The sequence below is a fragment of the Duncaniella freteri genome (genome assembly GCF_004766125.1).
GTDB classification, from domain to species: Bacteria; Bacteroidota; Bacteroidia; order Bacteroidales; family Muribaculaceae; genus Duncaniella; species Duncaniella freteri.
On the sequence record NZ_SJSA01000002.1, the window covers coordinates 1082699 to 1107595 of the forward strand.

The following is a 24897-nucleotide window of genomic DNA, read 5'->3' on the forward strand; positions in this document are numbered from 1 at the left end:
TCACCACAATTATGAGCAAGCGAAAAAGGAACCCGGGGGACCGCCCGGGAATGATCACCTCCGGAGGCAACATGCCGCGTCCGGGGCAGTCACGCCCGAACGTCATTACGCTTACACAGCCAAGACGGTTCGGCATAGACATAGCGGACTACATGGCGGCGATCAGGTCCGCCGAAAATGTGGACCTCCCCAGCCGTTACAGACTGTATGACATGTACTCCGACATACTCATGGACTCGCACCTGTCATGTGTCATAGAGAAACGCCGCAATGCCGTGCTGTGCTCCGACATCGAGTTCAGGCGTGACGGCAAGCCGGACGACAGGATGAACGAGCAGATACGCTCACCTTGGTTCTCAAGGCTCGTGAGCGACATTATAGATGCCAGGTTCTGGGGATTCACGCTCTGCCAGTTCTTCAAGGACGGCGAATGGATAGACTACACCCTGGTGCCACGCAAGCACGCCGACCCTGTGCGCAGGATCATACTGCGCCACCAGACCGACATCACCGGCATCGCGTGGGACGAATATCCCGACCTGCTTTTCGTAGGGCGTCCCGACGACCTCGGGCTGCTCGCCAAGGCGGCCCCATGGGTGATATATAAGCGCAACACCACCGGGGACTGGTCACAGTTCTCGGAGATATTCGGAATGCCTATCCAGGAATACACATATGACACCGATGACGACGGGAGCCGGGAGCGCGCCATATCCGATGCCGCGAATGTCGGGAGCCTCGCAACGTTCGTGCACGGCAAGGACACTTCACTCAACCTCATAGAGGCCGGCAACAAGACCGGCTCCGCTGATGTGTACGAGCGTCTGTGCGAACGCTGCAACAATGAGATCTCGAAGCTGTTCCTTGGCAACACGCTCACTACCGAGTCATCGGACAACGGCACGCAGGCACTCGGCACCGTGCACAAGAAGGGGGAGGACGCCATAGCCCGTGCCGACAGGCTCTATGTCCTCGATGTGCTCAACTACGAGGCTGCAGAGATATTCGCCCGGATGGGGATCGACACTGCCGGCGGCGAGTTCTGCTATCCCGAGAAGAGGGATCTCGACCCGACATCCAAGATAAATATACTGACGCAGCTACGCAACGGCTTCAACCTGCCTGTGGATGATGATTACCTCTATGAGGAGTTCGGCGTCAGCAAGCCGGCGGGATATGAACGGATAAAGCGGGAAGAGGAGGAACGTCGCACCCTGGAAACCGAGGTGGCAAAGCGGAAGGCCGGACAGATTCCTCAGAAAGACGGTGACACGGATGATGATCCTGACAAAGACAACAATCCGGAGAATGGGGAGAATGGCGACAACAAGGATCTGCCGGAGCCGACCGAAAAACAGAAAAAGACCTTCAAGAACTGGCTCAAGAGTTTTTTCGTCCGGGCCCCGTGGGACACCGGGGCGGATTTAGGATGGTAGTCGATAACCTGTATTATGACAGGAGTGCCGGAATTTCGTCTGCTTTTGATTTCCCCGATGGTTTACTGCATCGTGCCTTGCTGAACATTTATGCCAAAGGCTTCCACCCGGCATCTGAAATAGAGGTCACTCTCTTTAATGAGATATGGGCCACAATGGATAAAGCCTTGATAGGAGCATTCGGCAATATGGGACCATCTGACCCTGACGCAGAGTTCTTCAAGGAATTACAGCTCAACAATGCTGTGTTCTCTGCATTCAAAGTGCATAGGGCACAGAATGACATGGCCCGGCTCTTGTTGGGTACGGACGGCAATCTGAAGCCTTTCGAACAGTGGTCGAAGGAGGCTATGCCCATCGCTGATCACCAGTGCAGGACATGGCTCAGGACCGAATATGACACAGCTGTGCTCAGGGCTCAGCAGGCCGCAGACTGGAGACAGTTCGAGAGGGAGAAGGATGTCCTGCCCAACCTGAAATGGATGCCTTCGACATCCGTGACGCCGGGGCAGGACCATAAACGGTACTGGGGCACCGTACTGCCGGTTGATGACAGGTTCTGGAACGAGCACCGCCCCGGGGACCGGTGGAACTGCAAATGCACGCTGTCATCGACCGATGAACCTCCGACATCTGTCCCGACAGGCCCCGCAGATGCCAAGGACGGTCCTCAGAAAGGTCTTGAGAACAACCCGGGCAAGGATGCCAGGCTATTCTCTGATAAACATCCCTATCGGACGGAGACCCATGCAGGAGCCCGAAAAGCTGTCGACAGGCTGTTGAAACGACTGAAGGAAATGATAAAGGAAATGCCTGATCATTTGGCACCGGAAGAAAAGACAGCCATTGCCAGGAACAATCTCGAGATCGAAAAAGCCCTCGAATCAACCAAGGGCAAGCCTATGACCGTGGAGGATGCCGACAAGCAGTCCGCCAACCCGAATTATGTGCCGGAATATATCCTTGACCCTAAAGGTGACTATATGGACAAAACAGGTAACCGCTACAGCTTAAATCCGGAATATAAAGCTTCAGAACATAAACGGTTCAGCATAAACTGCCAGACCTGTGCACCGGCCTATGTCCTGAGGTTAAGAGGGTTCAATGTCTCGGCAAAAGGCAGGACACCAGACACCAAAATGGAATATCTTTCACGGCAACATTCGTTTGAAGCTTGGAGAAACATAGATGGAACCCCTTGTAAACCTGCTCTTACAGCTGATTGGATGAACGCCAAAGGCTATAAACAAATGTCAGCCAAACGTTATGAGGAATATTTCATGGAAACATGCATGGAACCTGGGGTATATATCTTGACTATTGGTTGGAAAAATGGCGGAGGCCATGCGACCATACTGCAAAGATTCGATGATGGATCATTAAACTACATCGAGCCACAGGTGTATGACAACAGGATTGGAGCCAAAAGATCCATTGACGAATTATGCAAGAACGGGGCTATAAAACCGATAGCTACAAGAGGGATATTGAGAGTGGACAACAAGCTGTTCAATTCAGACTTCCTCGACATCTTTGAAAAATGAGCCCAGTATATCCAATGCAAAGAATCCACCGATCTCCGTCAACTTGCCTTCTTTTAAAAGATATACGCAGGGAAAACCAACTGTGACATCATCCGGGAAATGGTAATAGTATGCCTGTGCACCCTGGAACTCACCAAGATGCTCCACATGCTCGCCATACATGGCCCTGAGCTCGGCGGCGGCGTCCATTACTTTCTGTGGGATCGTCATTGCTCGACAGATTTGTTTCTGCAAATGTAACAATATTTCTAATGTCATCAAAATTATGGATATAAAAGATTTCGCCTCTCTCGTCAGGGGCAGGGAAAATGAGTTCAGGGAGCTGGTGTCCCGACGTCTGCCCGTGATCGCCGGACGCCTGGCCGTGGACCATTTCCGGGAGGGGTTCAGGCAGGGCGGCTTCATCGATACCGGACTGGACAGATGGGAACCGGCTAAAAGGCTGTCATCAGCCGGGGATGGTGCGGCATCAAATTACGGCACATTGCTCTCCGGACATAACAGGCTGTTCAGCTCGATCCGGAGCATGCCGCGTGCCGGCATGGCTGTGGTACGTACCGATTGTCCGTATGCCCGTATACATAACGAAGGCGGGACCAGGGTGTCAACGGTTACCCCTAAGATGCGACGGTACGCCTGGTACAGGTACTACCGGGAAGCCGGTATAAGAAAAGGATCATCCGCAGGGAAACGTGGTGGACGCACAGCAGCACCATCCGAGAACCCGCGCGCTATGTTCTGGAAACGGATGGCCCTGACAAGGAAGGCAAAGCTGACTGCCAGGATCCCTAAAAGACAGTTCATCGGTCCGAGCAGGGTACTGTCGGACAATATATCGGCAAGGATAGAAGAAGAGATCAGAAAAATATTAAATTTATGAGGTTATGGAAGAAGTGTTCATTGGAATTATGGAGAGGATCGCGGAGCTGATACCGGAACTGTCATACATAGACGAGGACTACGGCCAGCTCGAGACCGCAGCCGAGAACGACAGCTACCCTGTGACCTACCCCTGTGTCCTTATCGGGGAGACAGAATCGGCATGGAGCGATGTCGGCTCATCATATCAGAAAGGGAATTCATCAGTGACTGTGAAGCTGGCTATGGACTGTTACGATGACACCCACTACTCGTCAGGATCGTATGTGAAGGTCAGAGACCGTCTTGCAATGGCCGGGCGGGTTTATGAGGCTTTGCAGGGGCTTAAATGTTCGGGTAATGCAACTCCGCTGACCCGTATCAGGAGTTCAGGATACACCATCCCCGGATTGATCAAGGTATATGAGACAACCTTCTCATTCAGACTCGTGGAGAAACGGTGATCCTGTCTATTAAATATCATCCCCCGTGCCCTGGTAGGCACGGGGGATGCGTGTGTCCTGGGCTACTCTCACAGCTCCGGAAACAGCGACAGCTGGTCAGAGGTCAGCCTCGGCATCCTGACCTTGGGGAGCGGGCGCAGGTCCCGGTCCTTCCCCTCGTTGACCATCCGTCGGATGATGGCCATTATGCGGTCCTCCGATATGAAGAACTCTCGTTCCGAAAGTATGCGCAGCGCGTCATCGAAGCGCAGACGCTGCCTCTCGGTCCAGTAATAGTAACGGCGGCACAACGCCTCGTCACGGAGCCTTATAAGTTCCTTGTCTCTCCCCCTTGCCATGAAACAATCTTTTTCTACCTTATGCAAAGGTAGCTGTTTTCCTGTTATTTATCAAGCAAAGGGCCGCGAATATTTTCATTCGCGGCCCTTCAGTCCAGTTGCCGGCACATCATTGCCGGTCAGGATCTCAGTCGACATCAGTCATCCCCAAGGGGATGTAACGCCATGCGCCCTTGTCATCCTTATATTGGGCGCGGATGAACTTCTTGCTGACTGTGGGCTGGTAGGCCTCCTCGATGATCCTCACGCCCTCAAGGAACCGCTCGTCGCCGCTGTCCTCCGCCATCTTGCGCAGCTGGAGCACACGGCTCGCCTTGATGTTCCCCTGGCCGTCGCGGCTCAACAGCCGGAGCACAGCGTTAACGAGGGCTTTGGTGGCGTCATCCTTGGCAAGGCTCTCGATATAGCCCTTGACCATGGCTATGCCGTCCTCCACCGTGTCACGGTAACCGTCGATGGTGTTCACTCCGAGGACGACCCGCAGGGTGCCGTCGGAGTTGGTGAACGTGTGGCTGTTCTGGTCATTGCGCGCCACACCTGTGATCTCGGTCTTCATCCTGAGGATGGCCTCGAAGTTACCGAAGATGGTTTCCTTCACCAGCTTGATCTGCTCGCTCAGACACCTGAGCTGAGGGATTGTGGTGGCGATCTCGTCATCCACCATGTCGGCGTACTGCCTGCGTTGCTCCTTGCGTTGCTCGGCGGCGCGCCTCCTCTCCCGTTCTGCCTTGAAGGCCTCATAATCTTTCCGCTCCTCTGCGGTCATTTCAACTTGTTCTGTCATGTCAGTTCGGTTTTGTGCCCTTTGCGGGCATGGTTAATAATAACAGTCCTGGTTTTGATGTCTCATCCGCCCCGGCTCCGGTCTCCGCTCGCTGCCACCCCTTGCGCCTTATGGTGCGGAGCCTGGTGGCGAGCTCCTTGAGCTCATCGGTGGAGAGCCTGCCGAAGTGTTTGCCGGCGATCCTCGGATGGCGGCAGAAGTCATCTATCTGTGCCCAGTCAGTTGTGTCGACACCGAGCTCCTGCATAAGCTTGAGGGCGGTGCTCCGGCGACGCCTGAGCTCATCCCTCGTGCCGTTCATCTCCTCGATGGCGGTGCAGAGGTCGGTGTATTCTTTCAGGGTCATCCCCCTGAGGGAGTCGGTGCGGCCGCCGGTGTACTGCGACACGAGCACGCGTCTCGTCTCCTCCGGATCTCCGCGGATGATGAGCTTGCGGAAGGCGGAGTAGAACCGCCCGAAGTTGGTAACCTGCTGTGCCATGTCATCGACAAGTTTTATTTGCCAAATCGATACACACTCCGGCTTGATATTTATCCAGCCACATCATGGCTTCTTCTATTTTTGTTTTTACCAGAGAGGCTTCCCTATTAGGATAGACCTTGGCTATGGTATTTGAAGCTTGTTGTAATTGGGCCTGAGTAGCAGCAGCCACTTCTTCCAGCTCGACGAGTTGTTTCACATTAAGATTTTCCATATTTTTATTCTTTATTCGGTTTCCAATCTATCGTCACCAAGGCGATGACCTCGCCGGTCCCTGCGCATTGCCCGCACTCCTCCCAGGATTCCCTCTCCGGCTTGAAGGGGTTGCCTGACCCTCCGCGCCCCTTGCAGCAGGGGCATTCCATCGGTCCGACCGCGAATGCCTCCCTGCTCACCATGGTCCCGGGCGAGACCTCTATGACCTGTCTTCTGACGCTCATGGCTCATCGTTGTCAGCGCCCTCACTTCTCAGCACGGCTATCAGTGCCCTGGCATGCTCAATGGACGAGGCCGCCATGAGCTCAATATCAGTCACATCACAGCCGGCATCCGTCTTGAATCCCTTTTCTTTCGCCATCTCGGCTACCGCCCTGAAGCCCATGCTCCTCTCCGTGCTGGATACCATCGCAGCCATGATCCTGCTGGCTGTCTCGTATGTGCGCTGCTCCCAGTCTATGCCGCCCTGGCGTACGATGCCGGACCCGTCACTCCTGAATGCCGGAAGGATGTGACCCGCGGCAAGACCGCCGTCAATAGCCGGCTCCGATACGGCTATGTCATAGTCCATCCTTGACCATCCGCCCGACGCCCTGGCACCAGTGACCGGCATTGAGCCCAGGAGTTCCGGTATGGTCCCGTCAGTCTTGCCGTCCCTGTAGTCCACACTCTCTTTCATGGATCCACACCACACTATGATGGTGCCCCATTCCCCCGGACGGGTCGCCAGGATCTCCGCGATAAGCTCTCCTGCGGTGTATGCCCTGTCGAGCTTGACAACATAAGGCGCGGTGCAGTCCCCGCCTTCACTTCCTTTCTGTACTAATCTCATGTCTGTTGATGTTTGATTGGTTTCACTATGATTTGTCTGAATATTATCGTTTGATGCCCTGAGCACTCCTTCATTCCATATTACAAAGGCAACCTCTTTTCGTGCTCATTTATCCGATATTGTTTGAGGTTCTTAAAACACCTTCTTCCCACACTACATAGCAGCTGCCGGGATCTTCGGTGAAGCGTCCTTTGCAAAATGCCTTGTAGCCTGCTACCCGGACTTTGATACCGGCGATGTAGCGGAGTCTGATGGCTGGTTTACCCATCGGCTGACCTTTATGTTCCTGTGAGATAAAGATGAAGCTCTTTGCCGGGAAGCGGTCTATAAGCTGCTTTGCCTGTTCGTAAGTCCATCCGGATACTTGAAAGCTATCGACAATTACGAAGTGCGGGCTCTTGGGCTTGGAGAGACGCTCTACAAGCTCATCGTAGGCGTCGCTCGTTACAACCCGGAACCGGCCTTGCACTTCGCCCATCTTGAATCGTTCGATGCGCTCCTTGAACGATTGGCCCACCCCTTCCTCATAGGAGCAGTAGAGTGTCATGCCGTAGTTGCAGAGTTCCTTTGCGAGTTGCATCACAAAGCTGCTCTTGCCGGAACCGGTGTCTCCCCAGATGAACCATGCCTCGTTGACAGTCGGGAAGCCGAAAGGTCGGCTCCACCGCTCACCCCACGGCAAGGTTTTGTAGGTCTTGGCAAGAACCTCTTTCGGACTGTATGCTCGCTTGGTCATAGTTATTTTTTCTTTTTGGATTTACTGCCAGTGCTTTCATAACACCATCCCAACATTCTTTCAAAGGGAAGTGCTATGCCATGTATTGTTCCAAATATACCGAAATCGCCGGCTTCATCTACTTCTCCGTCAGAATAGCCTTCAAAAACTCTAAGAAACTGTTTAAATTTGATTCAATAAAATTTTTATGGCAGCCAAATCAATCATTTCTTCAGCGACCTCTGTTGATTCTTCATAATTGCGTGAAAGGCGACGGAACCAATCAAGCCATGAGAAAGTTCTCTCGACCACCCATCTGAGAGGTTTCGGTATGAATCCCTTAGTCCCGTTTGGAGTATTGGAAACCTCAAGGCTGATTGCAAAATCTTTTTCAATATCTTTAGCAATCTCCCCTCGGTAACCCCGGTCAACAAGAACCTTTTCAAGCCGTTCCCACTCTCTGTCTGCTGCATTACACAATGGGTGAGCCTGATGGGAATCATGAACCGATGCACTGCATACTGTCCGGGCAAGAATAAAGCCATTGCGGTCAACCACTATGTTACGTTTGATGCCCTTGACTTTCTTGTTTGCGTCAAATCCATTGTCACTCTTACGGTTGCCCCATTTAACGCTTTGTGCGTCCAATGCTCCTACAGAGGGACTTTCTGATTGATTTCGTTTCTTCCTCACCTTTCGTACAAGTTTGTTGAGCAAATGTTCGATTCTACCTTCTTTGGACCACTTTCGGAAGTAATAGTACACCAATTGCCACTTGGGATAATCGTGTGGAAGCATCCTCCACTGACATCCTGTGACCAGTAGGTATAATACCGCTTCGAATAGGCTCCGTAGTGAATTTTTACGTTTGCGACAATCATTTTCGAAGAATACTTCGTTTATATAAGACCATTGACCCTCGGTCAAAAGTGTCTGATAGAGATTGATTCTATGCATATGAACAATGATTTTCTCCTTCAACACTTTGGCTGAGGGTTTGTTATGCCCTATAACATTTTTTCAATTCTAATTTTAAACAGTTTCTAAGATTGTTCATTACAAACATGGCTTTACGATTCTTATCTATTTTATAGAATTCTTCAGGGGTTTTAAGCACTCGGCGACGACCGTTCTGAAATACTACTGTTATCTTGCCTGCCATATCATTGCCTTTTAAGTTTTTCGATTTCAGTGTAGACTCGGCGAAGTCCGCCGCCGGTCTTCCGGGCAATCTCCCCGGCATCGATGCCTTCCGGCGCGTTGAGCTTGGCAACGATCCGCGCCTGTTCGATGAGGAACCTGGTGCGCTCTTTGCTGTCGTCCGGCGTAACCTTGCTGTAGCGGTCACCGTAGCGACTGAGCATCTCGGTGTAGCCCACCTTCTTGCATTCGATGGAGCGGTTGATCTTCTCCTTGAGACCGTCGGCCCCCATCATATACCAAGCGCAGCAACGCTCGGTGGCGTTCCATAGGGCTTTCAACTCAAGGAAGGCTTCATACTGAAGGTCTCCGGCCTCGTCGAGAATGATGAGTGGGCTGTCGATGGAGCCAAGGTAGTAAACAAGGTCTTCATACACATCCGAGTACCGGCCTTTGCTGTCCACGCCGAACTCTGCGGCAATCTTTCGCACAAGCTTGAGCTTGGTCTTCACCTGCGAGCAATCGATATAGATGACATTGGGGTGCGTCTTGACATAGTGCCGGGCGGTGAATGTCTTGCCGATATTGGGCAGGTCGCAGAGGATTGCGCTGATGCAGCTCGATTGACAGGCCTCAAGCTGCGCCGTGATGAACATGAAGGTCGGGGTCTTGGCGGCCTTCCATTCGATTTCTCCTCGTAGGCTGACTCCGAGCTTACGCGCGATGCTTATCCAGTTGGCATCGCTCAGAACCCGGTCGGTCTGGCCGTTCTTGACCGCGCTGTAGACCGAGGTCGTGACGCCCAGGGATGCGGCGTGTTTCGCGTCGCTCGGATAGTTGGCGCGGTTCGCCTTGATCGCGGCGAGAATTTTATTTTTTATTTCTGTTGTAATCATATTCTAACAGTATTATAATTTCGTTCTATAAGTCTTGCAAGGCTCGTGCGGCGTAGTCTTCACTGAGACTGTATTCTTGCGTTTCTCGCGTTTCCGGATCCGGGACGACAACTTCCTCCACCTCGACTGTCTGAGGCCGTGTGTCGCGCTCTATTACGCCCACACGCCCGATGGCGTTCTCTTCGACATATTTGTTGAAGTGGCTGATCTTTTTGCGCTGCTCTGTGAAGACTCTCTCGTCCTCCTCGGTCTGCTCGGCACGAGCGGTGTTGTAGGTCCCGATATTCTCAAGCCGGTCGATATACATATCACCTTGGTAGATGAACATGTCGGTGATCTTGCCCTCCTCGTTGGTTAGGTAGTAAGCCTCGACCTTGTAGTCATTCGGGGCAAGCAGCTCGATGACCTCCGTCTTGCTCAGCCACCAGTCCACTCCGGTCACCCTGCAGTATGAGTTTCGACGGATTGTGGTGCTGACTCTTTCGCCGACATACCGGGCGATGGTCGCTTTGTCGAGGGGCTGCAGTGTCGGGTTGATGTTGGCTACAAGCACGTCCCATCTCGTCATGCCCTTGTACTTTTTCTGATTGGGGTGCAGGGCATGGTTGTATTCATAGATGTCACGCATATCGTCAGCGATCAGTTCATCCCAAGTGTAGTACTCCTTATCTTCATAAGTGTTGTTGAACTCGTCGAACACTTTTATACTTTCAGTTCTATATTGTCTTCTCTTTGCATAGAACCTACCAATTCCAATATGATTACGATGTTCGATAGTACGTTTTTTAACACCGTTGGCACTTTCAGCATATTTTTCTTTAGAGTTCATCGGAGCGCAGAACCTTACGAAAGGGAACATGACACCGGCACGGAGAAAGGAGTCTCGCCATTGGCTCATAAGGTGGTTCTCGACCTCGACCTCGGCAGGGCAACCCCAGCCTTGGCGGTCAAGCAGCCTGAACATATTCCGGAACATATCCACCACGAGGTCAATGTTCTTGGCTCGGTTGTAGGCGTAGCCGATACAGCAGCCGCTTGTCACGTCGTAAGCGTAATATGCCTTCGGTCGAATCCTGCTGTCCTTGAGCTTACGCGGAAGGTCTCGGTCATCAAACGAGACTTTTGACAATGAGAACTCGCCGTGATGACGGTGCATATGCGGTGCGATCTCGTGGGAGAATGCGGTATAACTCATTAATGCCTTGTCAATAAGAATCTTGTTTTTGGGCTTGTTAAGGTAGTTGCAGATGGTTGCCTCGCTCAGTACCATCGGCTCGCCGTTCTTGTCGGTGAAATCGTCCGGGTTGAAGAGTTCGCCCGTTTCCGGGTCAAAAACATCAAATTCTCCTGTTACAAAGGAGTTGTAGAGTTCGAGGACGTTGGTGTTCCAAGGTTTGTTTGGCTGTATGGCGATGCCGAGGATCAGACGCTCGGTCTTGTAATCAACCTTCCGGGCGCACTGATTGCCGAACCTGCCGCTTATGAGACAGGCATATCCGTTGGTCTTGTACTCGTTCACCTTCTTGCGGAACCGCAGGGTCGATGCCGGAAGGGTATGGCCGAAATGCTTGCGCAGAACCTCGATGGTGGCCGCCATCATGTCCCAGTCATACTTGCCTCCGAACAGTCTCTGAGCGGTGGACGCTCTCTCATAGAGCCTGATGCAGGTATTGAGAACCGAGGCATTGGTGATATATTCCTGTGCCTTCTCGCGTGGGAGTGCCACGCCGCACTTCTCTTTGGCGAAGAAGAAGACCGCAGCCTGTTGGTCGACCTCGTAGTTGCTCCTGACCCAGCCCTCAAGACGAGCCTGTGCGCCGCCGGGGAAAGTCTCCTCGACCTTGTCTTTGTAGCGTTGGGGTAAGCTGTCAACGGCAATGAGAGCATAGCTTCCCCTTGCTCCGCCTCCGCGACGTACAACCTCGACACGGTCGCGGTTTGTCCAATTTCGATAATTGGATTCCGTAACGATGCCGCCGTCGAATAACTCGCGGGTCGATATGCAAAGTCTGCCGTTGTAATATTCCATACCATTATCTCAAGGCTGCTGCCTGTTCCTTAATTTCAAAGATCATGGGGACTGTTACATTATCATAGATTGCCACCTCCTGTCCTTTGTAGAAGATGTGTCCTGTACCGTCCGCGCGGTAGAATTCGCAGATAGCCCCGTTGTCGAAGTCGGCCCTCATGGTGCCGTCTGCGAAGAAGATGGCTTCTCCTGCGGGTACGGTGGCCATTGTCACCCCTCCGTTCTGCCTGGCAGCGATTCGGATACGCTTGACGACAGCCGTTTCGGGATATTCGAGGTTGAGCGCGTTGAACACATGGCGGTCGCTCACCTTGAAGACCTTGGCGATCCTATCCCGCACTTCCTTGGAAACTGCAATATTTTTCTTCATTGTTCTCGCTTATTGAGTTTTATCGCTATCTTTGTAGACTGTTAGTAAATAACCGACTTGGATGCCACGTCCGGCCGACATCCAAACATCATATCAAAAAGACCGCAAAGCCATGAGCCTTGAAAACTATCTTGTAAGATCAGATGTATCTGAAACGGAGATACGCTGTTCTTTCCGTCAGGAAGAGGTGTCACAACTCCATACGCTCTTAAAAGAGAAGGGATTTGACTGGTACCGAGACTTCCTGACAACAAACCTCTCAGACATTCTGAAATATATTGCTCTACCTCCGTCGAGGCGTGAGGCAAAGAAATGGGTCGCCCATCCTGACGCGCTTCTTCTTCGGTTTGCAGCATTGCAAATATCCGCGATAACTGTGCAATTCCAGTTAGATATCGACGGCATAGCGGGGATTGTTGACTTCGGCTCTTACCGTAGCTTTCACTCAGTGATCGCAAACGGTCTCGCACCTCTTCTGCTCGGATCTCCCCTGAAAGAATTTCCGTTTGAGGGGTATGATTCTCCTTTTTGCTGAGGCTGTTGTAATACTCGGCTTCTTTCTCCTGACTATAAAATCTCTTAGTCATAGTCTCACTTTTTATTTAGTTCGTTATTAATCTTGTCAACGGCATCTTTCAGAGCGAAGTGCCCGGCAACAAGGGCGGCGTACTGCTTGGATTCATCGCACTCCCGGTCGTTATGGGTCGCCTCGAACTCATCGAGGATAATCCCTGAGTGGTTGAGGTTCTGAGTCAAGTTCTCAATGAGCAGCCTGACTGCGGCTTCGGTTCTCTCCTCTGAATATCGTTTCATAGTTTTTCTGAAATTTGTGGAAGGACTCGGACTCGAACCGAGGACGATACAGTCGGATTGGTTACCGCCGTTTGTTCTGCCAACTGAACTATCCTTCCGAATACCCCGGCGCATTTGGCGACGCCGGGGGGTAGTGTTGTGCCTTTCGGCTTTAACCGGCTCTCTTGCCGGAGGATTGCCCTCTCTTGGGTCTAACCCTTGGTATCTTCAAATATAGCTAGGATGAATGCACGATCCTCGTCCCACAATGGGTAGCCTTCTTCCATTGTCAGTCTGACAGCCTCACGCTCTCCGATGAGACGTACAGCCTCGCGCCTGAAATCGGTGTCGGCGTATGCATGAGCTTTCCCAAGGAGGAATCTTGCGTGCTCTTATAATCGCCAAAACGAAACGTGCAACTTTCTAAAACGAAACGAGCAAAACTTCTCTTTTTTCGCTTCCTTTTTTCTCTGACTCATTCGACCGCTTAAACACCAATTAAACGCTGATTAAAAGCCTTTGAAATTGGCTTAAAATCAGCGTTATTTTCATGCCTTTTATTTGGTCAAGTCAGCAGATTTTTGTAACTTTGAAGTAGTTAAATTGATCTCGTTTGCACTTGCTTTCACACGTTCAGATCAAACCTTGCAGTTTCATTTCCGGCCAAGAGTTCGCGCGTTCTTTCTATGTTGTTGGCATAAATGTGAACATTTCCCAGATTCAGCGTTATAGACTTTAACGGCGCTTCGATTTGTCGCGCTATCAAATATAAATGGTAAATGTCAGCTGGCAAACCTAAGTTTGCGTCACTGCTTCTCTGATAGGCTGACAAAACGAGTTCTCCATCATCGAGCTGGAATTGAATGAGGCTTAAGCAAGGAGCTTGGTTGGTTTCCGCTCCTGTTGCTCCTAGGAACAGCACATAGTTTTTGCTGCTCCGTTTTTCCCAGTTGATTTGCTCAATCAAAGCCGGCAGTTTCTCAAAATAGGTCGGATAACTGTTAATGAGGATTTGCCCGCAATAATCCCACCAGTTTATCCCGGCTTCTCTGTACTTGGTCAGGTCTCTTTATCCAGCCATAAACAGGGTTAATTCATTGCGCAGCTTCTTGCGCGCGATGTTGTGTCCCTCGAAAATCTCCAGCAGGTCACAAGGCGTTAAATGCAGCTGCTCATTGAGCAAATACATTATGTCACCTTTTTTATTGCTCTGTCGTTTGCCGTGCTGCAATATCTTGCCGAGCATGGCGTAATACTTGTTTGGTGTCATTCAATGCGAATATAGTCCATTTCTGTGAGTTCTGTGGCATATCTTCGGCCGTTCGTAGTGAAACGCTTTTGCAGTCGCCCCCAGACGCTTCACTATGTCATAAATATTGCGCTCGCTGACGTTGTAACGCTCGGCCAAGATTGCGACAATATAACTGACCTTTTCGCCTCGTTTCCGCGCATTCTGGTAGTCCTCAAACAGTCTTACATATTTGTGATCGCTCGGCTTTGCTCCGGCGTCCTCCAGCTTTTCAATTACTCCACCGCATAATTTTAATGCTTCGTACACTGTCATTCAGCATTTTTTTCGTAATTTTGCAACTCCTACCACATATCAGCAGAAGCACCGAAGCACGAGTCAAAGGCTTTTAGCCCCCGGCTTATGTGCTTCGGTGCATTGTGTTTGTATGTGGTAGGATACTGCAAACTAAGCCGGGGGCTTTTTCTATGCCTCCGCTTTGTAGGCGAGTCAGAGTCGCGTTATCATCATATCGTTAAATTTAGCTTGATAGTTCAGCGTGTTTGTGCGCTGGCGTATTTCCGCGCCCCACATTGGTGCCGCTTCCCGGTACTCATCAGCGAGCCATTGGCAGAGCTCGACAATCTGCGACTTGTCGCTTGTGAAATAAACGTATTTCGTACCTTTAAGCAGCCGCAACACGTTCAGATAGTCGGTCAGCTTCCAATAATTCTCATACATTCCGCACTCTGTCGTAAGATACGGCGGGTCCATGAGGAACAACACACGTGGATTGTCACGGTGCAGGTCAAACAGATCCTGGTAATCAAGATGCACGACTTCCAGTCCGTCCAGATAGCCGTCAGTGCGGTAGTCACCGCTGTGGACGCGGTTATACATCGTGTGTCTGCGCAGTTCGTCCAGGCTCTTGGCCCACTTGCCGGAGAAAAGCAAGGAGCGACCTATTGTAAGAATATCGGCATAGCCATTTTGTTTCTCATGGTCGTGCACTATATCCAGGACGTCGGCGCACTGCCGGTCTGAGAGGCGCTTGTTGGGTTCAACACCAGTTAAACACTCTTTAATTGCCCTTAAAATTCCATTGGTCTGCTCCACGGCCACCAGTCTGTCGACATAGCGGTCGAAGTCGTTGTACACCACCCGGCACCCCGGGAGCACCCTTTTTGCCGTGTGCGACAGCAGCCCGGAGCCGCCGAAAAGGTCCACCACCGTATCAATCTCACCTACTGCCTGCTCCAGCACCTCGATAAAGGTCCGGAGGAAATAGCGCTTCTGCCCCATGAAGGGAAGCGGCGCGCATTTGTAGATCCTATCCATTTACAAAATCTGTTTGACCATATTAAGTTTTCATACAGTGAAACATGGCCTATCAGGATAGCCTGTCTTGAAATCGTACGCCTCTATATCCTCCTTGGACCGGAGCCCCCTTATCGCTGCTGCATGCTCACGTGTGACATTGTTGCAGTCTACAGTATAGATCTCAATCTGTCTCAGGATTCCTACAGCCTCTGTAATCGGCATGATAAAACGGTGATCGCCGAGCCATATGCTCGTCTCGGTCCTGCCGCTTTCCTGCTCCACCGATATGGAGTTCATCAGCCCCACACGCGTAGCCTTGTCAAGCCATCCGGAGACACCTCCGATGCTGATCGTGTTTACAGCCGAAGAGCGGTCGTACTCCTCCAGCTCTTGGAGTTTGATAATCCTGAGTTCTTCGATAGACGGCTCATACATCCTGAGGACAGGGATCCCTGTCTCATCCTCCAAAATTAACAGCCCTCCATCCTGCCCTTCCAACAATTCTTTGTAATACTCCATGGAGATCTCTACACCTCCATCAACCGGTTTGCTATAGAAGCCATCCCTCCAATACATATTGTCGCCTTCCATTTTTTGTAACTTCCATTTTTTGTAATATGTCTGTTATTAACCTTTGCCGACAGCTATCCAAAAGAACCTTTCCTTGTTTTTTTGGTTGGCTGACACTTTAAAACTGCCTGCTGATTTGTTGCATATGGTTCTGCCGACATAATATGTCTGATATGAACTGTCAGCAGTGGTCAGTATTGAATAAGAGGTGTCGACAAATGAGTGTGGGAAATATATGGTCTGTACACCATAGGCATCCTGATTATCAGACGGGTGCCCCCACTGTATTAAAAATCCGTCATGAAATCTGTAATAGCCGTTTTCAACAAGCTGTTTTGATAGAGCCTCGTGTTTATGGCTGTTTATCACTCCCGTCAGGACCGCCTCAATTGCCGCCTTTGTCACTGTGGCGTCACTACCTTTGGGCCCCCTTATATTAACAGCCGCGGGGTTTGTGAGTCCACCGTTGTTGCTCCATGTCAGATTGCCGGACGAGTCCACCACAGGTGTGAACACAGCCCCCTTGTCTCCTTTATCACCCTTGTCTCCTTTGAGGTCCTGGAGCTGGGATGAGAGCAGATAGTCCCCCTTAGGCTGATAGACAGAATCATGGTTGTGGCTGCCATCAGCCTTGCTGTTCCATGTAGACTTCTCGGCATCCGTCACAAACCTGTGTGACGCGTCCCCAGTCACCTGTGCTGCCGTATGCGTGTGCGTTGCCGGCGCGTAATTACCTTTAGGCTGATAGGTGGAATCATGGTTGTGGCTGCCATCAGCCTTGCTGTTCCATGTAGACTTCTCGGCATCCGTCACAAACCTGTGTGACGCGTCCCCAGTCACCTGTGCTGCCGTATGCGTGTGCGTTGCCGGCGCGTAATTGCCTTTAGGCTGATAGGTGGAGTCATGGTTGTGGCTGCCACCTGCCTTACTGTTCCATGCAGACTTCTCGGCATCCGTCACAAACCTGTGTGACGCGTCCTCATTCACCTGTGCCGCCGTATGCGTGTGTGTTGCCGGCGCGTAATTACCTTTAGGCTGGTAGGTGGAGTCATGGTTATGTCCAGATGGCGATGCTCCTACCTGTGTGGCAGTCACCTGATGCGGATTGTCCCTGCTGCTGATATGTGAGATTAGCGATGACACCGCCTTCATGAGTTTACCGAAAGCAGATGACAGCTTCTCTCCGCTTGACAGGTCTGTCAGAGACGGTGCCACCGTGTAGGTGGGTGTCTGGTCATTTGTCGCAACATTCGGGACATTGCCGAGCCCGACTTGCGATTTGTTGACACGGTGTGGATTATCGGTGTCCGAGACATGCATACGTATACCCAGCTCCAAAGTGTCTGCCCTTCCATCGAGCGAGTCAATGCTCATCTGCTGGTCCCTGTCCGTATCATGCAGTGCTGAGATCTCTTTGTCCTGTGACGAGTCCTTCGTATGGATGACCTCAACTTCGGCATTCAGTGAATCAATCTCCGTTTGTTGCCTCTCATTCTCGGTCTCCAGATCCTCGATACACCCGGATATATTGTCAAAACGCTCATCCGATGTCTTCTTGTGCGTCTCATAATCTCCCTTTAGTTCAATGTGTTGCCGTTCCAGCTCATGCCCTTCCGAAGCGACATACTTGCTGTTGAGCTGCTCCGCTAGCCCCTCCACCTGTATTACGGGGATAATGCTTTCCTCCTTGTGCACGTAGCTATCGAGCCAGTCGGCGAACTGCTCCTCCGTCGGGTACTTCCCACGACGGAACCACGCTTTTAGCTGTGCTATTGTCCTTATTGCCATAATCTCGGGTATTTATTTATGTCTACTTAACGCGCATTATGTATGCCAGCACATAATATGGGGGGCGGTTCTCGTGAGCTTCACCCTTGCCATAGTCCAGTGTGTTTATCCCATGAGGTGAACACTCGAATATTGTTGTGGCATTAGGCCAGGAATTGCTGCCGTGCCCTTTCCAGTCTCCGCTTCCCCCTTTCCACAGCATCTCCTCATGGCTGTGACGGGGTATTGTCTCCTCCGTGAGCGTCACTTTCTTCAGTCCGCCGCCGGTCCCGGGCTCTCATAGTCCCGGTCACTGTCATGGAGACCGACAACGAAACGTCCCCTCAGGTCAGGTACCCTGAAATAACCATCCTGGGTCGTGTACCTTACGCCGTTCGCGTTTACCGCAGTGTTGAATGTCGAGCCAATGGCATTGAACAGCTCCGGATGATCGGACTTCCTTAATGGCTGTCCGTCACATAGCACATAGCCTTGTGGCACCCGGGAACCGGCCCACATCTGGACTATCCCCAACGGTGCCGGCTGAACGGCCGCCAGCTCATTGCGGAGCGACCGGTTCTCGTCCATCAGTCCCTTTATGCTCTTAATGTCTGTGAAGCTCTCCCAGGTGTAGTTTTCCTCTCCTATGCCGGGCGCAAGACTCCGGCGCGTGTAGGCTTTCGGGTAGTCCGTATTATTGGCACTTACCGGGATTGCTTCTTGTTTCACATACATGCCGCTTGTGGTCGGTCCGCCATCCCAGGGCAGAACCTCACCCTCCGGCGCGTTCTTGGTCCTTACGAATACATAGCCAGCCCCCCTGCGGGTCCCCTCGCTGTTGGGCTCGCAACCCCAGAGAACCACACGGTCGCCTCCTATGTTGCCGGCAATGGCTGCAAGTGCCACCAGTTTTTGCAGATAGTCCAGCGTCTCGCAGTCCAGAGGAAAATCTTTGTTTGCCTGTGTCAGAAAATTACCTAATATTTTGTCCATTGTCATTTATGGTTTATAGCGTAGCGTTTGCCCGCCAGTTTATACATGTTCAATATTGCCCGTAGTCTCGTTTCCGTCTCGGCCGTCCACAGTTCCTCCGGCACCGTCACCCAGAAGTCATAACCGCTCGTGCCGTTGAATCCCTCCCGGTGTATGCTCACCGCGCCCGCGCCTCGCCGCGGCACCATCACCCACCGGTCCATATCGCGAAGCCATACCGCCGCAGCTTCCCGGTTTCCGACACTGTCGCTGTCCTCTATCTCTATGCGGCGCAGTCCCGGGTCAAACTCATCATTAAGTGCCCCGCACAGCTTGCACACCTGCCCGTTATGTCTCAGCCGGTAGCTTGTTGCGCTCCTGTATGCGCGCAGCTCCTGGAGCAAACGCCCCAGCGGGCTGACCCCGGCATATATCAGAGCCCCGGAAAGCGGGCGCCGTAGCCACGTCGGCAATGTCAGCAGCGCCAGCCGCTTGATATTTACGTTATAGGTTCTGTCAGCCTTGTTCGTCATACGCTTTCATGTTTACAGTTATCGCCCCTGGTCTGAAATAGCCCGCTGCGGGGGTCAGACGCGCGTTAATCTGTGTCGTTGTACTCTCGTTTACGGCCTGCGCGGTGCTACCCCGCAACTCCACTATTTTCACCCCCTCTACCTCTTGCAGGCGGTCAACGAGGGCCATATTCGTATATTCGCCGTTAAAAGGCAAATTCTCAATATAATCGCAGATCACATCACGGCATGCGGTTTGAACAACGGCAGGATCCAGCATAGCATTGTAGTAGATATCCACAGTACAGTCGAATGTATCCGCCTCCATATTCACAAGTGCGGTGCGCACGCCGGCATCCTTAATCTCGTTTATATAGGCTTTCAGCTGCTTTTCCTGTTCCGCTGTTATCGGTTTGCGCACTCCGCCACTCTCTCCGGCTACTTTTATTGTCAGCAGACTGGCATCCTTGCTCTCCATAGCGACCGCATGTTTTACGACACACGCCGCCGCTATATCCCCCTCAGTCATTCCGGTAGTGTCGTATGTGTCGCTGTCCTGTTCAAGCTCGTGGCCTGCCATGAAGCGGAGCACCTTATCGCGGTACCATTTCGGGCGGTGGGCTATAAGTTCCTCCAGTTCCGCCGTTACCTCCGCTTTGTGCCTGCTTACAAGCTGCTCGACGCTCCAGGCACAGACCGCCCAGACATAAAGCAAAATATTTTCAACACTTGCCGCACCGAATATGTCGCCGAACTCTGAGCCCGGGGTAAACCCGTACAGTTCCGCCGCAGACTCATTGCGCATAAACTCGCGTGCGATCTCTGTTTTAATTTCGTTAATATTGCGTGCCATTTTACTACTCATTTAATAGCTGTTTAATCGATTTTTAATCGCTCTGCCTAAGCAGAGAAATGCTGTTTAACTCACGATAAAATCTATTTCAATGCCCATAAAGCCAATACCGCCGTAAGGGCAAGCCGCCATATCTTCCGGGCTTATTTCGGTTGCCGGCTCCACCTTGTGCGCCTTGTAAAGTTCAACGGTTCGGGTGTCTCCACCCTCCACCGGTACCGGAACTATCAGCACACTCCCATCCTCCAGCCGGTCGGTTATGCTCATACCGTTAGCCTCTGCCAGTGCGAGCACCGTTTCAATGTGTCCGCCCGTTTGCAGGGCAATATCAAGCAGTGTTTGCCTCTCTTTCGCTGTCGTTCTCATCGTTCTATGCTGATAGTTCCGTCAGTCTCCATTACTACACGCTCACAATCGACCCCGCAACCGCGTAACATCTGGCGAACCTCACCGGGCCACATTACATCGGGCTGACCGGCGCGAAGTCTGCCGGCTTCACCGCCTAAAAGGGGGTGCTCCTTAATGTCTCCGCGCATGGTGGTGACAACCGCCTCGGCGGTTTGCCCCTCGGTGTCTCCAATCGCTATGCGGCCGTGTTCGGTCAGCAGGTCGCCGGTGATACTGTCAATTAACATGCCTTTCATCGCTGTTGTTATTTTTTCGGTTGCTCATAATCGGTGCTGAATATCTCGTAATCTTCATCGCTGACCGCGCTGATTTCAACTACCTGATAATTGGCTTCTGTCATTTGGCTGAGGGAATAACTTCTAATCACAAGCCGCCCGATATTCAAAGCGTCTAAAAATTCGCTGTGAACTCTCAGAGCCTCATTTGCTTCCAACAGCTTGCGAACTTCCCGCACCTCATTGGTCGGCCATTTATCGGCTATCTCTCCACCCTCGACACATTGCAAGCCCAGCACGATATTAACCGCCCAATCGCCGGCGTTTATATACTCTTTCACCGTGCCGTCTCTACCGGTCAGAGCCGTGCTTATAATCCTATGTTCTCGGCTGGCTGCTGCCACTGCATCGGCAAATGTCAGCCCCACGCCGTTTTCTCGCTCCAGTCTGAGGGGGCAGAGTACCCAGCGCCCCTCCCAATATTCCGGGTCGGTGATAGGCTGCCCAATCTCGTGCACGGTTATGCCGTCACGCTCAGGACTTCCGCCCAGTTCCTTGAAGCGTATAAGTTTTTTAGCCATGTGCTGCCCCCAGCTCATAGCTGCAAGATCTATGCTGACAGGTAATTTTTTACCTCCTAAGCTCGGTTGTGGAATTAGGCTCATGACATTGCTAATTGTGTGTCGTTTAGCGCTCCCATAAGGGTCTCCAAAATAACAGCCTTGACCTTTTCGGTACTTTCGCCGACGGTCGCGGTGTGTATCTCGAAGCGCTCGACAAGTTTGTCAATATTTACAGTTATGTTTCTTATTTTTCCGCCTCCGTCACTGCCGGATCCTTTGCCGCCTGTTCCACTCGCACCGCTCAGAGTGTTGCCGGTGGGGTTGACTTCCGGAACAGTCACCCCCGGAACCGTCGCACCGCTTCCGTTGGTTGTTGGCTTGTTTCCTTTGGGACTCTTTTTGCCCTCTTTTTGGGCGGACTCTGCCATTTCGGCATTGTAAGCCTCATTAAACGCCTGACCCACCTGTTTGCCGTAGTCACTGAAACCGGCTTTTAACTTTTTCAGGGCTGCATCTATTCCGGAGGGGGATAAATTGAACGCTGCTTTTATCAGGTCGCCGATTGCTCCAAAAGTGTTTTTAGCAAGTTCGCCGATACCGGTAAAACAAGCCTTGAACGCCGCCCATGTCCCTTTGAGCACTGCCCGGAATTTAGCCGACGTGTTCCAGAAGTAAGCACCTATCGCTATCAATGCAGCAATGGCCGCAGCTATCCAGCCAACAATCGGAATGCTCATAATTGCGACCGAAACGGCGCGACAAGCTGCCGAGGCAGTAGTGGCAAAAGTTCCGAAAGCTGTTGAAGCAATGCCGGAGAATGTGGCGGACGCTGTGCCACTCGTCACAAGTGACAATATGAGTGCGCCCAGACCTTTCAGAGCGTTAAAAACTCCTACGGTGGCAAATCGAATTAACCCTATTGTTGCGCGTCCCATATTACCGATAAAGCCCAGTGATACCATGTTGGTAGTTGAGAGTGTGCCGTTCATCAGCGCGAAGTTAACGCCGGCTGCACGAACCCAACCCACAACACTGCTCCACATACTTGCCCATTTGAGATTTTTAATTAACAGCATTAGTCTCCAGCCTGCTGTAAGTAATGGGGCAAGTTGAGCAATCGGCACAAGTGCAGAAGTCAGGACACCGCACCATAACGAAAAATCGCCGGTGGCTTGGAATATGGTAATTTTGAAGTCCTCAAATTGTTGGTTTACTCGTGCCTGTCGCTCGGCATAGCTGTCCATGACAATAGCGGCCTGCTCGGTCGCGCTGTTGGTTCCAGTTACGGCGGTCGTGAAGTCTTGCAGGCTTTCGGTGCCTTGTATAAGGGCACGGGCGGCGTTGGCATTTTCCACACCAAAGAATTTTGACAACAGCGCGGAGTCGTTAAGCATCGGTTTCAGCATCTCGAGGCGCTCTTTAAGGCTCTTGGAGTTGTCGCCCAGAGCCACAACATCAATGCCGGCCTTTTCAAGCTCCTCCCGTGCCTGCTTCTCGACGAAGCGGCCTTTGCTGAGCTGGCCCAGAACGTTTCGCAATGCGACACCTCCCTCGCTGGCTTTTTTGCCCGCCTTGTCAAGTACCTGGATTGCGGCGTTTGTTTCCTCGAAGCTCACATTTGCAGCCTTGGCAGCCATACCGCACTGCTGGAGCGCCGCGCTTATCGCCGGAAGTTCCGCCGATCCTGCCTGTCCGGCTGCCGCCATTACGTTCATCATGCGCGCCATTTCCCCGGCTGCCGCCGTCGGGTCCTCCATGCTCACCCCGTACTGGTTCATCGCCGTGGTAAGCACCTGAGCCGCCGCCACGCCGTCCCCGCCCATCAGCTTGCTGGTCGTCTGTATGCAGTCGCCCATCTCCCTGAGCGCGTCCGGGTATTTGCCCAGCTCCGGCGTCAGCTGCGAGAGCAGCAGTTTGTAACCCTCAACCGCCACGGCGGCGTCAGTGCCGAACGCCTTTGCGCTCTGCCGCGCGAATGTCTCGATCTGTTTCAGACCCTCGCCCGTAACGCCAGCAACAGCGCTTAAATCGTGCATCTGGCTGTCCAGCTTTATGCCCGCACTGCTCAGACCGCCTATTGCCTCGCTTAGGTTCCGCGCCATGTCCGTAGCGTATGAGAACGTGGCAAGCGACGCAGCAAAACTGCGCCCGCGACTTTCGGCGACCTCCGCCCTTGCGGAAAATTCGCCGGCCGCTGCGCTCATGCCGCTTATCTGCGCCACAAAATTGCCGCCTATCCTAAAAATGTAGTCAAATACGCTTGCCATGTCGTTTTTATTCGCTATATTTGTAGCACCTTACCAAAGTAACAAGACCATGTTTACCAAAATAATCATATCAGTTTTGGCCCTGCTGTGGAAACTCTTCGTAGTCCTTGGCTTTATCGGCTTGTTCATCTGGCTGTGGCGCGGGTTTCGGAGCATGGTTAAGGGCGACGGCCCTGGCTCGCTGCCCTGGCTTTAGGGCTTCTCTCCGAACAATGACGCGATAAGTTCTGCCCGGTTCCGGTTCCTCCATCGCTCCAGCCATAGTGCCTCGCAGTAGAGCCGCGCCCATTCCTCCTCCGTCTCAATCTTTTCAATATCAATGTGCAGGTTAGCCCGGATCAGGGCGCACCCCTTGGCGAAGCCGTCCTCCTCGTCAGACTCCGCCAGTGTGTGCGCCTCTACAAGTTTTTTATTAGACCCTGGAAGCCGTTGAGCACTTCACCCAACTTCTTTTGAACAGCCATGAAGAGCAGCGCATCGGTGCGCAGTTCCTTACTACCGCCCAGCCAGCAGTTGTCGAACATCACTTTACCGGCTTCCACTTCGTCGCTTTTTGCAACCTTGGTTACAGCCTTGAGAGTCTCCAGAGTGGGACGCTTGAAATAGCCGATATGCACCTCGTCGCCGTCCTGAATTTCAACTGCGAAACTTTTGCGGTGCTGAGCCTTGAAAGCGTCAACCTGTGCTTCGGTCAAATCGCCGTTAAATACTTTAGGGGTGTTGTTAACCTTTTCCATGCTTTTTAATCGGGGGTTAAATGGTTTTTTAATCGATTTTAAATCGCTCTGCCTAAGCAGAGAATAACTGTTTAAGTTTGATTATTAGTGACCGTTAAGGGGGTCAGCCCTTAACGGCCTTAAAAGGGTGCGAAATGGGGATTATGCAGCTTTGCCCCATTCGATATGTGAGGGAACGAGCGGAAGTTCTACCTCCTGCCCGGTGTCTCCCTCTTTCCACTTGCGAGTATTGCTTGAAATATGGCAGTTGCGGATCTTGTCAGTTACCACGACCCCATTTTCAGGCAAATAACTCACCTGTATTTCAATGGGTGGGAGGTCTTGCAGTCGTCCGTTCACGCTCTGGGATTGAAGCGCCACAACTTCCTCGTGGTAGAGGGTAATTTTAGCGGAGGGGGTTATACGTCCTTTTGCACGTCCCACCGGGTGACGCCCTGCGCCCCACTTGTTAACGATTTCCTGCTCATCGCCATACTCCACACCTGTAATGCCGGTAACAGGCACACCGCCGACAAGTACGACAATATCAGCCCACGCAACTAACATGCCGTTAACCATAGGCACGCCGTTTTTAATGCTTACGTTCATTG

33 protein-coding genes and 2 pseudogenes are annotated in these 24897 nt (G+C 52.0%); 5 read left to right on the forward strand and 30 right to left on the reverse strand.

Features of this window, described 5'->3' with window-relative positions:
* The first annotated feature begins 11 nt into the window (after window positions 1-11).
* On the forward strand, window positions 12-1436 hold the full coding sequence (locus tag EZ315_RS14990) for a phage portal protein family protein (RefSeq protein WP_135472785.1): 1425 nt from the start codon (window positions 12-14) through the stop codon (window positions 1434-1436).
* Window positions 1430-2980, forward strand: coding sequence for a toxin glutamine deamidase domain-containing protein (locus tag EZ315_RS14995; protein ID WP_135472786.1), 1551 nt, complete (start codon window positions 1430-1432; stop codon window positions 2978-2980). Before EZ315_RS14990 ends, EZ315_RS14995 begins: the two co-directional genes overlap by 7 nt.
* Here EZ315_RS14995 and EZ315_RS15000 read toward each other — a convergent pair.
* Complete coding sequence (locus tag EZ315_RS15000) at window positions 2951-3190, reverse strand: hypothetical protein (protein WP_135472787.1); 240 nt, start codon at window positions 3188-3190, stop codon at window positions 2951-2953. The genes EZ315_RS14995 and EZ315_RS15000 overlap by 30 nt on opposite strands.
* A 55-nt stretch (window positions 3191-3245) precedes the next feature.
* Between EZ315_RS15000 and EZ315_RS15005 the strand changes: the two genes are divergently transcribed.
* Together EZ315_RS15005 and EZ315_RS15010 are read left to right on the forward strand one after the other, a co-directional pair.
* On the forward strand, window positions 3246-3860 hold the full coding sequence (locus EZ315_RS15005) for a hypothetical protein (protein ID WP_135472788.1): 615 nt from the start codon (window positions 3246-3248) through the stop codon (window positions 3858-3860).
* Between the two features lie 4 nt (window positions 3861-3864).
* The gene (locus tag EZ315_RS15010) at window positions 3865-4302 is read left to right on the forward strand and encodes a hypothetical protein (RefSeq protein ID WP_135472789.1); all 438 of its coding nucleotides are present in this window, start codon (window positions 3865-3867) and stop codon (window positions 4300-4302) included.
* 68 nt (window positions 4303-4370) lie between these two features.
* On the opposite strand, the gene EZ315_RS15015 is transcribed toward EZ315_RS15010, so the two are convergent.
* The 12 genes from EZ315_RS15015 to EZ315_RS15065 form a co-directional block, all read right to left on the reverse strand.
* Window positions 4371-4640, reverse strand: a complete 270-nt coding sequence (locus EZ315_RS15015) for a transposase (RefSeq protein ID WP_135472790.1) — start codon at window positions 4638-4640, stop codon at window positions 4371-4373.
* Window positions 4641-4767: 127 nt separating this feature from the next.
* Window positions 4768-5424: a DUF3164 family protein gene (locus EZ315_RS15020; RefSeq protein ID WP_135472791.1), complete on the reverse strand. Its 657-nt coding sequence runs from the start codon at window positions 5422-5424 to the stop codon at window positions 4768-4770.
* Window position 5425: 1 nt separating this feature from the next.
* Complete coding sequence (locus EZ315_RS16530) at window positions 5426-5770, reverse strand: hypothetical protein (protein WP_175577981.1); 345 nt, start codon at window positions 5768-5770, stop codon at window positions 5426-5428.
* Window positions 5771-5906: 136 nt separating this feature from the next.
* Window positions 5907-6119, reverse strand: coding sequence for an Acb2/Tad1 domain-containing protein (locus EZ315_RS15030; protein ID WP_135472792.1), 213 nt, complete (start codon window positions 6117-6119; stop codon window positions 5907-5909).
* 11 nt (window positions 6120-6130) lie between these two features.
* Window positions 6131-6352 (reverse strand): hypothetical protein, encoded by a 222-nt coding sequence (locus EZ315_RS15035; RefSeq protein ID WP_135472793.1) that lies wholly within the window; start codon window positions 6350-6352, stop codon window positions 6131-6133.
* Window positions 6342-6953 (reverse strand): hypothetical protein, encoded by a 612-nt coding sequence (locus tag EZ315_RS15040; RefSeq protein WP_135472794.1) that lies wholly within the window; start codon window positions 6951-6953, stop codon window positions 6342-6344. The genes EZ315_RS15035 and EZ315_RS15040 overlap by 11 nt, the downstream gene beginning before the upstream one ends.
* A gap of 109 nt (window positions 6954-7062) precedes the next feature.
* A complete protein-coding gene (locus tag EZ315_RS15045) occupies window positions 7063-7689 on the reverse strand; it encodes a P-loop NTPase family protein (RefSeq protein ID WP_135472795.1) in 627 nt (208 codons plus the stop codon).
* 162 nt (window positions 7690-7851) lie between these two features.
* Window positions 7852-8625, reverse strand: a complete 774-nt coding sequence (locus EZ315_RS15050) for an IS5 family transposase (RefSeq protein WP_107035088.1) — start codon at window positions 8623-8625, stop codon at window positions 7852-7854.
* A gap of 43 nt (window positions 8626-8668) precedes the next feature.
* Window positions 8669-8830 (reverse strand): hypothetical protein, encoded by a 162-nt coding sequence (locus tag EZ315_RS16430; RefSeq protein ID WP_170957571.1) that lies wholly within the window; start codon window positions 8828-8830, stop codon window positions 8669-8671.
* Window position 8831: 1 nt separating this feature from the next.
* Window positions 8832-9704: an ATP-binding protein gene (locus EZ315_RS15055; protein ID WP_135472796.1), complete on the reverse strand. Its 873-nt coding sequence runs from the start codon at window positions 9702-9704 to the stop codon at window positions 8832-8834.
* A gap of 25 nt (window positions 9705-9729) precedes the next feature.
* On the reverse strand, window positions 9730-11733 hold the full coding sequence (locus EZ315_RS15060; protein WP_175577982.1) for a hypothetical protein: 2004 nt from the start codon (window positions 11731-11733) through the stop codon (window positions 9730-9732).
* A gap of 4 nt (window positions 11734-11737) precedes the next feature.
* On the reverse strand, window positions 11738-12103 hold the full coding sequence (locus EZ315_RS15065) for a hypothetical protein (protein WP_135472797.1): 366 nt from the start codon (window positions 12101-12103) through the stop codon (window positions 11738-11740).
* 112 nt (window positions 12104-12215) lie between these two features.
* Between EZ315_RS15065 and EZ315_RS15070 the strand changes: the two genes are divergently transcribed.
* Window positions 12216-12638, forward strand: coding sequence for a hypothetical protein (locus EZ315_RS15070; RefSeq protein WP_135472798.1), 423 nt, complete (start codon window positions 12216-12218; stop codon window positions 12636-12638).
* A 56-nt stretch (window positions 12639-12694) separates the two neighbouring features.
* On the opposite strand, the gene EZ315_RS15075 is transcribed toward EZ315_RS15070, so the two are convergent.
* The 17 genes and pseudogenes from EZ315_RS15075 to EZ315_RS15150 all read right to left on the reverse strand — a co-directional run bounded on the left by EZ315_RS15075 (window position 12695) and on the right by EZ315_RS15150 (window position 24895).
* Entirely contained in the window at window positions 12695-12916 is a 222-nt protein-coding gene (locus tag EZ315_RS15075; RefSeq protein ID WP_135472799.1) for a hypothetical protein, read from the reverse strand.
* A 17-nt stretch (window positions 12917-12933) separates the two neighbouring features.
* Window positions 12934-13014: pseudogene (locus EZ315_RS15080) on the reverse strand.
* 506 nt (window positions 13015-13520) lie between these two features.
* A pseudogene (locus tag EZ315_RS15085) lies at window positions 13521-14165 on the reverse strand (thymidylate synthase).
* The gene (locus EZ315_RS15090) at window positions 14166-14459 is read right to left on the reverse strand and encodes a hypothetical protein (protein ID WP_175577978.1); all 294 of its coding nucleotides are present in this window, start codon (window positions 14457-14459) and stop codon (window positions 14166-14168) included.
* A gap of 174 nt (window positions 14460-14633) precedes the next feature.
* On the reverse strand, window positions 14634-15461 hold the full coding sequence (locus tag EZ315_RS15095; RefSeq protein WP_135472800.1) for a DNA adenine methylase: 828 nt from the start codon (window positions 15459-15461) through the stop codon (window positions 14634-14636).
* 30 nt (window positions 15462-15491) lie between these two features.
* Window positions 15492-16034 (reverse strand): DUF4376 domain-containing protein, encoded by a 543-nt coding sequence (locus EZ315_RS15100; protein ID WP_242452621.1) that lies wholly within the window; start codon window positions 16032-16034, stop codon window positions 15492-15494.
* 36 nt (window positions 16035-16070) lie between these two features.
* The gene (locus EZ315_RS15105) at window positions 16071-17801 is read right to left on the reverse strand and encodes a gp53-like domain-containing protein (protein WP_135472801.1); all 1731 of its coding nucleotides are present in this window, start codon (window positions 17799-17801) and stop codon (window positions 16071-16073) included.
* A gap of 22 nt (window positions 17802-17823) precedes the next feature.
* The gene (locus EZ315_RS16765; RefSeq protein WP_242452622.1) at window positions 17824-18048 is read right to left on the reverse strand and encodes a hypothetical protein; all 225 of its coding nucleotides are present in this window, start codon (window positions 18046-18048) and stop codon (window positions 17824-17826) included.
* Between the two features lie 5 nt (window positions 18049-18053).
* Window positions 18054-18773, reverse strand: a complete 720-nt coding sequence (locus EZ315_RS15110) for a tail fiber protein (protein ID WP_242452623.1) — start codon at window positions 18771-18773, stop codon at window positions 18054-18056.
* A gap of 2 nt (window positions 18774-18775) precedes the next feature.
* Window positions 18776-19285, reverse strand: a complete 510-nt coding sequence (locus EZ315_RS15115; RefSeq protein WP_135469414.1) for a hypothetical protein — start codon at window positions 19283-19285, stop codon at window positions 18776-18778.
* Window positions 19269-20117 carry a hypothetical protein gene (locus tag EZ315_RS15120; protein ID WP_135471863.1) on the reverse strand — a complete coding sequence of 283 codons (849 nt, stop codon included), beginning with the start codon at window positions 20115-20117 and terminating at the stop codon, window positions 19269-19271. Before EZ315_RS15120 ends, EZ315_RS15115 begins: the two co-directional genes overlap by 17 nt.
* Before the next feature lie 66 nt (window positions 20118-20183).
* Window positions 20184-20483 carry a LysM peptidoglycan-binding domain-containing protein gene (locus tag EZ315_RS15125; protein ID WP_135469417.1) on the reverse strand — a complete coding sequence of 100 codons (300 nt, stop codon included), beginning with the start codon at window positions 20481-20483 and terminating at the stop codon, window positions 20184-20186.
* The gene (locus EZ315_RS15130; protein ID WP_135469420.1) at window positions 20480-20761 is read right to left on the reverse strand and encodes a hypothetical protein; all 282 of its coding nucleotides are present in this window, start codon (window positions 20759-20761) and stop codon (window positions 20480-20482) included. The genes EZ315_RS15125 and EZ315_RS15130 overlap by 4 nt, the downstream gene beginning before the upstream one ends.
* An 8-nt stretch (window positions 20762-20769) precedes the next feature.
* The gene (locus tag EZ315_RS15135) at window positions 20770-21405 is read right to left on the reverse strand and encodes a DUF6046 domain-containing protein (protein WP_135469422.1); all 636 of its coding nucleotides are present in this window, start codon (window positions 21403-21405) and stop codon (window positions 20770-20772) included.
* A complete protein-coding gene (locus EZ315_RS15140; RefSeq protein WP_135469425.1) occupies window positions 21402-23570 on the reverse strand; it encodes a phage tail tape measure protein in 2169 nt (722 codons plus the stop codon). Before EZ315_RS15140 ends, EZ315_RS15135 begins: the two co-directional genes overlap by 4 nt.
* Before the next feature lie 398 nt (window positions 23571-23968).
* On the reverse strand, window positions 23969-24307 hold the full coding sequence (locus EZ315_RS15145; protein WP_135469428.1) for a hypothetical protein: 339 nt from the start codon (window positions 24305-24307) through the stop codon (window positions 23969-23971).
* A 141-nt stretch (window positions 24308-24448) separates the two neighbouring features.
* Window positions 24449-24895 carry a hypothetical protein gene (locus EZ315_RS15150; RefSeq protein ID WP_135469431.1) on the reverse strand — a complete coding sequence of 149 codons (447 nt, stop codon included), beginning with the start codon at window positions 24893-24895 and terminating at the stop codon, window positions 24449-24451.
* Window positions 24896-24897: the final 2 nt, after the last annotated feature.